The following is an 11920-nucleotide window of genomic DNA, read 5'->3' as shown; positions in this document are numbered from 1 at the left end:
CATGAATGGATCTCGCGGTTGCCAGGCGACGCGTAATCAGCTGCTAAGGCCGTCACGGATGGCGCTGAAATAGCGGTCGGTTCCAACCTGCCCGCCCTTGAGTGCCACCTCCAGCCCATCGATCGCCTTGACGCGCGAGTGAGCGACGCAAAGCGGCGAGCCCAGCGACGCCGGCAACGGCATCCGCACGGTCAGCGCATCGACACCCATCTGGCCGAGCGCGTGGCTCGACGTATCGCCGCCGGCAACGACCACGCGCTGCAACTTCTGCTCGATGGTCAGCGCGCGAAGCAGTTCGCCGAGGCCCCGCCCGAGCTTGTGGCGGGCGCCTTCCTGGCGGTCGATTTCGCCCCCCCTATCGGCCGCGGGTCCAAGGGCCGTGTAGAGAACGACGCTGCGCCCGGCTTCCAGACTGGCGCGACCGGCTGCCGTCGCGCGTGCGATCGCATCTCCGGAAGCTTCGGAGATCAGTTCGACGGGATCGACCTCGATGCCATCGAAGCCGTCGGTCAAAGCGTGCCGGATCTGTCGTTCGGTCGTCGGCGAACAACTGCCCGAGACGACCGCGATCCGGTCGGCGGCACCTGGCGGCGAAAATCCTGGCTCAGCTCTGACTGTCCCACTCGACACCCATTCGGCCAGCAGCGCATATTCGATCCCGGACGAGCCGACGATGAACGAACCGCCCGGCTTGCGGGCGCGCCATATCCCCTTGCCGGCAAGCGCCTGCGTCTCGAGGCTGTCGACATCGACAAGTACGATGTCGGTGCCCTCAGCGAGCAAGCGGTCGAAGGCTTCCGAGCGCGACACCGACTGCAACGTCGCGAGATCGACCAGCCCCGATGTGAGCTCCGTCTGCCGCGACAGATGGATCAGCAGGTCGGATTCATCCATCGGCGTCGTCGGGTGGCGGCTCATCACCGGATGGCGGTCGATGCGGAAATACTTTTCGCGATAGGCCGCGAACAAATGACCGAAGGCCGTGTAACGCTTGAGCTGCGGCGCCCCGACCAGCAGCGGCACGCTGTCCTGCGCGAAGACCGAGCGGCCGATCTCGATGGCGCGACCGATGCTGCCGATGGTCGGGCTGGAATCGAAGGTCGAGCAGACCTTGTAGTGACAGATCGCGGCATTCAGCGTCTTCAGCCAGGCGAAGGCATCGCTCAGATGCGTGTCCATCCATTGCGGGGTTTCGCTGCGGCTGGTGCCGGCCAGGCCAACGGCTCGGCAATGTGCGAACTGCGCAAGCATGGCCGCGTCCGGCTGGCGCATGAACAGCACGGTCGGCACGCCGCCGAGTTCGAGCGCTTCCATGACGTCGGTCGAACCGGTGAGGTCATCGCCATAATAGCTGAGAAGCAGATCTTGCATCGCTTCAGGCCGCTTTGCCGTCGCCGAACTTTTCGATCGACCGCGCCAGTTCGGGATGGCTCAAGGCGAACTCCGCCAGCGGAATGCCGTCGACCGCCGCCTGCCAGGCTTGCTGCACGGCACGCACCCCGGCGCCCGGTCCATCCGGATGGCTGACGATGCCGCCGCCGCACAGATAGAGCAGATCGACGGTCCGGCCGGTCCGTTCATAGGTCTCGGGCGCTTGCCCGCCCCATTGGCCGGAGCCCGCCACAGGCAAGGCGCAATCCTCAGGGGCAAAAATCGGCGTCGTCACCGCCTTGAAGGACTCGACGAAAGACGCGTCCGGCTCCCAGTATTTCGATTGGATGCCGTTGATCTGGAACTGGTCGACGCCGAGCAGCCGCCAGAACTGTTGCCAGACCTTGAAGTTCATACCGAGGCCGGGATGGCGGGTGAGGATGTCCCAGCCGTTGCGATGAGCGTGAAGCACCAGGCTGGAGCGTTTTCTCAAGAAGGCCAGGCCACCGAAACCGACGGAGTTGATGTTGACCACCGCGCAATTTCCGCCGGCCTTGGCCACCAGATCGTGATTGCGCATCATCTCGTCCGGGTCGGCATGCGAGATGCCGAAGGCGTACATCACCTTCTTGCCGGTCCTCTGCTCGTGGTCGAGGATCAGCGGCATGATTGCCTTTACCCGCTCCGCCAGCGGCGAATAGGCTGGGCTCATCAGCTTCTCATCGTCCTTGATGAAATCGACACCGGCGGCGATCAGCTCGCCCACCATCGCGGCGGTTTCGGGGGGCCGCAGCCCCAGCGCCGGCTTGACGATGGTGCCGATGATCGGCCGATCCGTGACACCTGTCAGCCTGCGGCTGCCGGCGACGCCGAATTGCGGACCTGGATGCGCGCCGCGGAATTGCTCCGGCAGCTTCATGTCGACAACGCGAATGCCGGTTAGGCCCTTGATCGAATAGGCGCCGCCGATGGCAATGGTCATCAGAGCCGACAGGTCGTGGCCGATGGCATCGAATGGAAAGGCGATGTCGACATCCGCGCGCTTGAACGGCCCGTTGCCGGCCTCGGGAATGGAGGGGCGAAGTGCGTCCGGCAGGTGCCGAATGGCCAGGACACGCGCGGCCACCCGGGCTTTCAGTTCCTCGGTCTCGCCGGGCAGCGCGACGAAGGTTCCAGTCGACTGGTCGCTGGCGATCTTGGCTGCCAGCCTCTCGATGCTGCCTGATGTCTCGATGCGGTAGGTGAACGTGATCATGGTTCGTTGTCTGAGGCCGCAGGGGGTTCGAAAAGAGTTCCTTGATCGTCGAAACCTGGTATAATGAGTACATAAGCTTTGCAAGTGATATCCTGTCTGGCGGGGTACGGTCGAGCGGTCAGACAGGCGTTCCGAAAATCGCGGTGGCAGTGCTAGATAGACACAGGTCAAGGGAGTGATTCGCGACGATGAACCGTTCGGAGCCGATCGTCCGGCGCAAACTTTCCGACGAAGTGTTTTTGCGGCTGAAGCGCCTGATCACCAGCGGAGAATTGACGCCGGGCGACGACATGCCGTCGGAGCGCGAGTTGATGGAGCGCTTCGAGGTCGGCCGTCCCGCGATCCGCGAGGCGATGCAGGCGCTGAGCAATATGGGCCTCGTCGCGATCTCGCATGGGGAACGCGCCAAGGTGCTGCAGCTGACCGCCAAGTCGATCATCAAGCAGGTCGATGGCGCAGCCAAGATCATCCTGTCGTCGTCGAAGGACACGTTGGAACACCTGAAAACGGCGCGCATCTTCTTCGAGCGCGGTATGGTCAGGGAAGCCGCCGAAAACGCCACTGCCGAGGACGTTGAGCAGCTGCGGGCCACAATTGCCGAACAGCGTGGCTTTCGCGGCGATTCCGAGGCTTTCATTTCAGCCGACATGAAGTTTCACACCCAGATCGCGGCCATTTCAGGCAACCCGATCTATATCGCCGTCAGCGAGGCGATGCTCGGTTGGCTGAAGGAATATCACACCGAAATGCTGATCTGGACCGGCAAGGAACAGTTCACGCTGACCGAGCATGAAGAGATCATCGGCCGCATCGAGAAGAAGGATGCCGACGGCGCCGAGAAGGCGATGATCAAGCACCTCGAGCGCTCGCGCGCGCTTTATGTGATGAACTCCGGCAACTGATTTCAGCTGATCCGCGTGATCGCGTAAGGGGTCATCACCAGTTGGCCTCGGCCAAGCGCTGAGATGTCGACCGTCACGTCGTCCGCCGTCAGGTTCGCCAGCCACGCCACGGTCTTGCCCGAAGCGGAGCGGCCGGCCAGCGCCAGCACCTTGGTCTCGTCGCTCGTTTTCGTCGCCACATACGTAAGGCCGGCCAGTTCGCAAAGCCCCTTGATGGCATCGAAGATCGGCCGAGGCGATCCTTCCGCGACGGGTTCGCCGGATGCTGCGAGCACGCCGAAGGGCCCGGCGAAGCCGGACAGCGTGAGCAGTTCCAGCCCGGCCGGCGCGACACGCGCGGCATAGCCGATCGTCCATGCGGCAGCGAACAGGCCGGCATGACGAGGGTCGCGATCGGCCATGGCGATGCGCTGTCCCCCGGGATTGCCCTTGGTCGCGCCGCCATAGGGGTTCTGGCGCATGGCGAGCGTCGACGGACCGATGCGGTAGGGCTTTGCCCCGAAGATCGCCCGCGTCGACGCGGTGATGAAGGGCAGCGCCTCCAGCGACTGCATGACGCTGAGATCGTCGGCAGCGTGCACGATCGGGCACGTGCAGTGGGTGACGAAATCGAGCAGGCCCCCCGGCACGCGCTTGCGGTTGAGCTCGGTGAAATAGCTGAACATGCCGCCACCAAGCCGGATATCGGGAAAGGCGCGCCGCGCCGCGTCATAGACGTCTTCGAGCGGCGGACAGTCCGGCCACGCACTGCCCGGCGGTGTCGACTGCCGGTCAACCGAAGGCGAGACGGCAATGGCCGAAAGCTTCAACCCGGCTTGACGCACCATGTCGGCAACGCCTGACAGCTCGGCATCGAGGTCGCCCGCGCAGGCAACGACGCATTCCAGCGTCGTCTGCACCGGATAGGCGGCGGTGAGCCTTGCATAAGACTGCAATGCTTCGAGACCGTGGCCGCGCGTCGGATCGTAGTGGAAGACAAGTTGCTGCGGGCCGAGCTCGGTCAATGTCGAAAGATTTGCGAGCGCTGCTTCGACCTCATCCGGGTAGATGATCACGCCGAGATCCGGCAGCCTCTGCCCGGTCTCGCCGAGTTCGACGCTGACCGGTTCGGCGGCAGATGCTGCGGCCGGCATCCCCCCCTCGCCGGTGATGCGAGCTGACCGTCTGGCTTACAGTTTGGCCGGCCGGCAGCACATAGGGCCATGGCAGCGCCAGCGGCCGCACATAGGTCTTGTATGACGCGTCCGACCAGTTGCGCTGGTCCTCCATCTCGAAAGTGTCGCCTTCCATCCGGCATTCGGCAGTGATGCCCGGCCGGACTTCATGGGTGATCGCGCGCAAATCCTTGAAAGGCTGCCAGGGATCGATCAACAGCGGCAGCTTCGCCGCCACCAAGCTGCCGTCCGTATGCTCGACCGTCACCGGGCTTCCGGAGAGGCCGGCGATCGGATGCAGGATGCAGAAGCCGCAGCGATTGGTCTCGAAATCGCTTTCAGGGACCGCGCTGACGTCGAAGACCAGGTGACCGTTGGCGGAGCCCTTGATCGTAGCGCGAAGGTCGAGCCGGCTTCCGCCCGGCGCTAAGCAACTTGCGGAGTAGCTGACGGAGAAGCTGTCGGCGTCCTGATCGACGGCAAGGTCGGTCAGTTCAGGCTCGTAAGTGCCCCAGTCGCGGTCGCGCACGATGTAGGCGATGGCGCGCAGCACTTCGATGCCGCCGTAACGGATGGTGCGCAGGCTGCCGTTGACAAAGTCGGCGCTGAGCAAGCCCGCACTCAGCCTGACCGGCTCGGCCTCGACCACGCGTGTGCCGTATAGGAGGAAGGCGTCGGCTGTCATGTCAGCAAGCCATCCAGGTGGACAGGTTCGTGGCTCGCGGCGCCCAGATAGGCCGCCTCGACCAGCGCGAATGTCTTGAGGTTGTCGGCGCCCGAGGTCGCCGGCTCGGTTCCCTTTGCCAGGCAGTCGACCCAGTGCTGCTGGATGGCGACGACGCTCTCCTGGATGTTGTGCCATGGGCGCGATGCCCAGGCGAGTACGGGCGGCGAAACGTCGGTGATCTTCGTGCCGCTCCTGCCGGTGACGGTGAGCCGATATCCCTGCGCCAAGCGGATCGTGCCGTCGCTGCCGTCGATCTCGATCAGCGTTTCGGGAAACGGTTCGGTGGCGAGCTTCGTCGCGTAGCTACAGTCGACCACTGACGTCGCCCCGCTCTTGTGGTCCATCAGCATCGTCGCGACATCTTCGCCCGCGATGCCGGGGTTGATGCGCGCGGTTCGCGTCGTGATCGTCGACACGTCGCCCAGTAGAAAACGGGCGATGTCGAGACTGTGGATACCGAGGTCCTCGATGATGAAGCGCTTTCCCTTGGCGAGATAGGGCTGGCCGGAAAACACGTCATAGGCAGAGCGGAAGGAGATGCGCCCGAAGAACGGCGTGCCGATCTCGCCGCTGTCGAGCACGGCACGCACCGCCTGGATCGCCGACTGCCAGCGAAAATTCTCATGCACCATCAGCGGTACGCCGGCTTCCACGCAGGCCCTCACCATCGCCTTGGCGTCGGCAAGCGTCGGCGCGAACGGCTTTTGGCAAATCACCGGCACACGGTGCAGCGCCGCCATCTCGACCAGCGGACGATGGCTGGGAACGGTGGTGGCGATATCGACGAAGTCGAGGCTTTCGCTTGCAAACATCTCTGCCGCGTCGGTGTAGCGCTTCGCAATGCCGAACTGGTCGCCGATGATGCGCAGCCGCTCCGGGTCGCGGTCGCAAATGGCGACCATCGCGGCGCCTTCAATGTCGCGCCAGGCATGCATCTGGTTGATGGCAAAGAAGCCGCAGCCGATGAGCCCTCCCCGCAACTCCGCCATGCTCAGCCTGCCTTTGCCATCTGCATCAGCGTCACCCGGCTCTGCAGCCGGCGCTGCGCTTGGTCGACGACGACGGCGACGATGATGACAAGGCCCTTGATCACCATCTGCCAGAAGGAACTCACGCCCATCATCACCAACCCGTCCGAAAGAATGCCGATGACGAAGGCGCCGACAATGGTGCCGCCGATCGTGCCGCGCCCACCCGACATCGAGGTGCCGCCGAGCACCGCCGCCGCAATGGCGTTGAGCTCGAAACTTTCGCCTGTTGCCGGGTGCGAGGCCATCAGTTCGGACGAGATGATCAGGCCGACGATCGCCGCGCAGAAGCCGGAGAACATGTAGACGAACATTTTCACCATGTTGACACGAACGCCCGAAATTCGCGACGCCCGTTCATTGCCGCCGACGGCGAAGATGTGGCGGCCGAGCGGGGTGTATTTGGCGAGGTAGGCCGCCGCCAGCGCAACGACGATCAGTATCCAGATCGCCACCGGCAGGCCGAGCAGCCGCCCGGCGCCGAGGAAACCAAACCCGGTGGTGCCAAGCTCCGGCTTGCCGACGAGGTTGGGGAAGGTGCGGCCGTCCGACGACAGCAACGCCAGGCCGCGCGCGACATAGAGCACGCCGAGCGTGGCGATGAACGGCGCGACGTTCAGCCTGGTGATCAGCAGTCCGTTGACGGCGCCGATCAATATGCCGACCGCCAGCGTGATCAGCGCGATCTCGACGACGTTGAAATAGACGGTGTAGCCGAATTGCAGGTCGATGCCGTTGAGCACGAGGTAGCCGGCGACCATGCCGCACAGGCCGACGATCGAGCCGACTGAGAGATCGATGCCGCCGGTGATGATGACGAAGGTCATGCCCATGGCGAGGAAGGCGTTCAGCGCCACATGTTTCGACATCAGGATCAGATTGGCTGTCGACAGGAAATTCGGCGCCGCGATCGAGAAGAAGATCAAGACGGCGATCAGCGCGATGAAGGTCCTCGCCTTCATCAGCGTCAGCAGCAGCGAGCCGCTCGAAACGGAGGAGACAGCCGCCTTGGCCGGGATGTCAGTCATGGGTTCTCCGTGTGCGGGGCCGGTCCGTGGCCAAGTGCCGAGGCGGCGACAAGGGCTGCCTCCGTCGCCTCGGCGCGATCGAACATGCCCGTCAGTTTTCCATTGCTCATCACCGCGATGCGATCGGACAGCGCCATCACCTCATCGAGATCCGAGGTGGCGAACAGAATGCCGAGCCCGTCTCGCGACAGTTTGCGCATGGTGCGGAAGACGTCGGCCTTGGCGCCGACATCGATGCCACGGCTCGGCTCGTCCATCAGCAGCACCTTCGGCCCGGTGAGCAGCGCCTTTCCGATCACCACCTTTTGCTGGTTGCCGCCCGACAGCGATGAGACCTCCTGCGCCGGGTCGGCGACCTTGATCGCCAGTTCCCGCACCATCTGCGTCACCGCCTGCTTCTCGTGGCCGCCGCGAATGTGAAACAGGCGGACAAAACGCGACAGGCTGGCCAGTGTCAGATTGCTCGCGACGGACAGGATCGAGACTAGCCCTTCGCGTTGGCGGTCTTCGGGGATCAGCGCCAGCCCGCGCCGGATACGCCGCGTCGTGTCGCGCTCCTTGACCTTTTTGCCGGCGATGAAGATCGCGCCGGTCGCCTGGCCATGGCGGCCCATGATGCAGTCGAACAGCTCGCTCCGCCCGGCGCCCATCAGGCCGTATATGCCGAGGATCTCGCCGGCGCGCAGCGACAGCGAGACGTGATCGACCGCCAGCCCGCCGGTCGCGCGCGGCAGGCAGATGTCCTCGGCGCGGAATATCTCTTCGCCAGGAACATGGCCGTCGGCCTTGGCGAAATCCTTGGCGTCGGAGCCGATCATCTGCCGCACGATCCACCGGGTGTCGACGTTCTTCATCTCCTCCTGGCCGGTGATGTGCCCATCGCGCAGCACGGTGATGTAGTCGCCGATGCGGATCAGTTCTTCCAGCCGGTGCGAGATGTAGACGATCGCCACGCCGCGCGCCTTGAGGTCGGCGATCACCTTGAACAGGATCTCGACTTCCGCCGCACTGAGCGCCGAGGTCGGCTCGTCCATGATCAGGATGCGCGCATCGAGCGAAACCGCCTTGGCGATCTCGACCAGCTGCTGCTGGCCGATGCGCAGATCCTCGACCAGCATGTCGGGCCTTATCCCGGCCTGCAGGCGTTCGAGAAATTGCGCCGCGCGACGCTCCTGCTCCTTGCGGTCGATCTTGCGGAACCGGTTGGTGATCTCGCGCGTGGCGAAGATGTTCTCGGCGACGGTCATATTGCCAAACAGGTTCAGCTCCTGGAACACCATGCCGATGCCGCGGTTCACCGCGTCGCCCGATGACGAGAAGGAGACCTCCTCCCCTTCCAGGAGGATCCGGCCGAGCGTCGGCTGTTCGACGCCGGCGATGATCTTCATCAGCGTCGATTTGCCGGCGCCGTTTTCGCCGACCAGCACATTGACGGCGCCCTTGCGCACCTCGAAATTCGCGCGCTTGACCGCGACGGTGCCGGAATAGACCTTGGAGACGTCCTCCAGCTTCAAGACGACATCGTGAGCAACCGCAGCGCTCATGGCTTCAGCCCGATTTCTGCCTCCGCCGGCGTCACCAGCGGCAGGTCCTGGCCGCTCTCGAGCGTATAGGCGCCGAGAACCTTGGCGGTCCGGCCTTCCAGCGCGTCACGCGGCAGTTTGGCAAACAGGGCCTTGACGGCATAGGCGTTGAACGCCTTGCCGAACTGGGCGAAGTCGATCTGGTTGGTAAAATCGTTGAACTGGATGAAATCGAGGCTGTCGCGCAGCGCGGTTCCGCGCATCGCCGGTCCGATCTGTACCCGCGCATCGGCCTTGCCGTCGCCGTCGACATCGATATCCATGGTCGCGGCCCGCGACTGCGTGTTGGCTGCGATGATCTTGCCCTCGACGCGAACCGCGAAGGTCCAGGGCGAATTCGCCTGCTTGTTCGGATTGCCATATTTGGCGCCGGCGGAAGCAGGATCGGTTTTTGCCAGAGCGTGGACCTCGGCAAAAGGCCCGGCCTTCTGCTGGAGGTAAGGCACGACCTTCGCGGCCCAGATCTCCTCGACCATCTTGTCCGGATTGAAGGCGGCAGCGCTGCCGCTATCCCCCGAGGGAGTCGGCAAAATCTTGCAGGCGGTCAGGCTGATGCCGACTGCAACGACAAGCATCGGCCAGATCGGCTTGTTGTTCAGCATGATGGCCTGTTGAGCATGGTGATTGGCACCCACGGAAAATGGCGGCGAGGGACGACCTTGATCGCCCCTCGCTATTCATGTCACGCCGGCTCAGTTGGTAAGCGCAAACGTTTCCAGCTTGGAAGCATTGTCGCCATTGACCAACACGCAGTCCATCAGCTGCTTTTCCTTCTCGGGCGACTTCTTGTTCTTGATGAAGTCGTTGGCCTGCTCGACCGCCATCTGCGCCTGCGCATAGGCCGGCTGCAGCACGGTTGCCTTGATGCCGCCCGCGGTGATCGAATCGCGCACGTCGTTGGATCCGTCGAAACCGACGACGATGACTTCCTTGCGGTTCGCCGCAACCAGCGCCGCATACGCGCCCATGGCCATCGTGTCGTTGCCGGAGATGACGCCCTTGATATCCGGGTTGGCCTGCAGGATCGATTCCATCTTGGAATAGGCTTCCGTCTGGCTCCAGTTGGCCGATTGCTGGGCGACCATCTTCAGGTCCGGATAATCGTCGATGACGTCATGATAGCCCTTCGAGCGAATGCCGGCATTGGTATCGGATTCCTTGCCGACCAGCTCGACGAAATTGCCCTTCTCGCCCATCAGCTTGACGAACTCCTGCGCGCCGAGCTGGGCGCCCTGGTAGTTGTTGGAGACGATCTGAGCCACGGCGACGCCGGTGGCGTTGATCTCGCGATCGATCAGGAACGACGGCACGCCTGCGTCCTTGGCCTTCTGCACGGCAGCGACAGTGGCGTCAGCGCCGGCATTGTCGAGGATGATCGCCTTGGCGCCGCGACCGATCGCCGTATCGATCAATTCGGATTGCTTGTTGGCGTCGTCATCATGGACGAGCACAAGCGCTTCGTAGCCGAGTTCCTTGGCCTTGGCTTCGGCGCCGACGGCTTCCGCCTTGAAGAACGGATTGTCGTGCGAGGGCGTGATGATGGCAATGAGGTCGGCCGCATAGGCGGGTGCCGCCGTGCCAAACGCCAGCATGCCGGCGAACGCCGCAAGTGTCATTCTGCGTGTGAGTTTCATGATGTCCTCCCGTTTGAAAAATTGCCTTGATAAATCAAGGCCTCTGCATTCGAATTCATCGCGCAACGCGGGCCGCCGATCGGTTCAGGCTGAATGCCGGTGCCGGCTTCCCAAACGATCGCTGCTCCCCCGCCGTCCCTCCACTCGCCCAGGCTTCGTACTTCTCGCGAATCCTTGCCCAAGCCATCAACAGCTAAGCCAACTGGTATGATGAGTCAATCACTAATTGAGGTGACATGTGCCCACTGAGCGAAAGCATCTGGGCATGGCGGGTGTGTCGAGCCATCGAGGCGCTCCGGCAAGCGCCCGACTCCGCCTGTCTCAAGTAATGCGCCGAATGCTGGCGGCGATCTCTTCGGGCTCGAACACCCGCTTCCAGTCGTCGCGCATCAGCACCGGCTTGCCGAATTCGATCGCCTTGTTGCAGGCATCCGAGAATACGCCCTTGGTTTCGCCGAAAATCACGGCGCCGAGCACGTTCATGTGGCCGAGCAGGAAATCGAGCGCCGCCTGTTGGTCGACGCCTCGCGCGACGACCTCGTCGACGGCTTCCTTCATGACGACAAGCAGTGACGCGCACACCGTCTCCGATAGACCGGGCTCCAGCAGCGCCATCTGTTCGACGGTGACACGGTGCGAGCGCATGACCGGCGCCCAGATGATTTTTGCGACCGCCTCGCCCTTGGCGTAGTCCGCTTCCGGCCCCTGCATCAGCGCGCTGACCATATGCTGCTTGGCCTTGACGCCGCCAAAATAATCCTTCTTGGCCGCCATGTCGGTCTCGTCGTTGAAGATCGGCGGATGACAGGGATGGGTGACGAAATAGGTCAGGTCCGGCCGGTTGGGCAGATGGCCGGCGAAGGGTGCGGCCGCGTCGAGCACTATCACCATCGTGCCAGGCGCGAGCTTGCTCTCGATATCAGCCGCCACCTTGCCGATATGCGTGTCGGGAACGGCCAGGATGGCGATATCCGCCCCGTCCAGCGCCGCATCGGCACTGACCGCGTCGAAGCCCAGTCCGGTCTTCAGCCGATCGCGGCCGGCCTCGCTCACCTCGACATGGCGTACCGTGTAGGGCGATCCGCGAAAATTGGTCGACAGGCGGTAACCCATTTTGCCGCCGGCACCGAACAGCGCAATCGTCGTCATCTATCCCTACTCCCGCTTTGAACGACGGCCGCGCCGATCGTCATGTTATTAACTGGTAAAATCACCTTACCACGAATTGAGGAGTTGAA

General features: G+C 63.5%; 9 protein-coding genes and 1 pseudogene. 1 reads left to right on the top strand and 9 read right to left on the bottom strand.

Annotated features, from left to right (window positions below):
* Positions 1-36: 36 nt before the first annotated feature.
* Both NLY42_RS19070 and oiaX read right to left on the bottom strand, forming a co-directional pair.
* Positions 37-1371 (bottom strand): four-carbon acid sugar kinase family protein, encoded by a 1335-nt coding sequence (locus tag NLY42_RS19070; protein ID WP_023753381.1) that lies wholly within the window; start codon positions 1369-1371, stop codon positions 37-39.
* A 4-nt stretch (positions 1372-1375) separates the two neighbouring features.
* Positions 1376-2626 (bottom strand): 3-oxo-isoapionate-4-phosphate decarboxylase OiaX, encoded by a 1251-nt coding sequence (oiaX, locus tag NLY42_RS19065; protein ID WP_023753382.1) that lies wholly within the window; start codon positions 2624-2626, stop codon positions 1376-1378.
* A 188-nt stretch (positions 2627-2814) separates the two neighbouring features.
* On the opposite strand from oiaX, the gene NLY42_RS19060 reads away from it, so the two are divergent.
* A complete protein-coding gene (locus NLY42_RS19060; RefSeq protein WP_023672607.1) occupies positions 2815-3528 on the top strand; it encodes a transcriptional regulator NanR in 714 nt (237 codons plus the stop codon).
* Positions 3529-3530: 2 nt separating this feature from the next.
* Here the strand turns inward: NLY42_RS19060 and apnL are convergent.
* The 7 genes and pseudogenes from apnL to NLY42_RS19025 form a co-directional block, all read right to left on the bottom strand.
* A pseudogene (apnL, locus tag NLY42_RS19055) lies at positions 3531-5367 on the bottom strand (D-apionate lactonase).
* Positions 5364-6398: a Gfo/Idh/MocA family protein gene (locus tag NLY42_RS19050; RefSeq protein ID WP_023681700.1), complete on the bottom strand. Its 1035-nt coding sequence runs from the start codon at positions 6396-6398 to the stop codon at positions 5364-5366. The pseudogene apnL and the gene NLY42_RS19050 overlap by 4 nt, the downstream one beginning before the upstream one ends.
* Positions 6399-6400: 2 nt before the next feature.
* Positions 6401-7465, bottom strand: coding sequence for an ABC transporter permease (locus tag NLY42_RS19045; protein ID WP_023688190.1), 1065 nt, complete (start codon positions 7463-7465; stop codon positions 6401-6403).
* A complete protein-coding gene (locus tag NLY42_RS19040) occupies positions 7462-9009 on the bottom strand; it encodes a sugar ABC transporter ATP-binding protein (RefSeq protein WP_023756365.1) in 1548 nt (515 codons plus the stop codon). Before NLY42_RS19040 ends, NLY42_RS19045 begins: the two co-directional genes overlap by 4 nt.
* The gene (locus NLY42_RS19035) at positions 9006-9650 is read right to left on the bottom strand and encodes a DUF2291 family protein (protein ID WP_023753383.1); all 645 of its coding nucleotides are present in this window, start codon (positions 9648-9650) and stop codon (positions 9006-9008) included. The genes NLY42_RS19040 and NLY42_RS19035 overlap by 4 nt, the downstream gene beginning before the upstream one ends.
* Positions 9651-9740: 90 nt before the next feature.
* A complete protein-coding gene (locus NLY42_RS19030; RefSeq protein ID WP_023753384.1) occupies positions 9741-10682 on the bottom strand; it encodes a D-ribose ABC transporter substrate-binding protein in 942 nt (313 codons plus the stop codon).
* Between the two features lie 321 nt (positions 10683-11003).
* Positions 11004-11831: a phosphogluconate dehydrogenase C-terminal domain-containing protein gene (locus tag NLY42_RS19025; RefSeq protein ID WP_023753385.1), complete on the bottom strand. Its 828-nt coding sequence runs from the start codon at positions 11829-11831 to the stop codon at positions 11004-11006.
* Positions 11832-11920: the final 89 nt, after the last annotated feature.

Origin of the sequence: Mesorhizobium sp. C372A (assembly GCF_030323245.1) — a bacterium.
Classification (GTDB): Bacteria; Pseudomonadota; Alphaproteobacteria; order Rhizobiales; family Rhizobiaceae; genus Mesorhizobium.
This window is presented reverse-complemented; position numbering and strand designations above follow the sequence as displayed.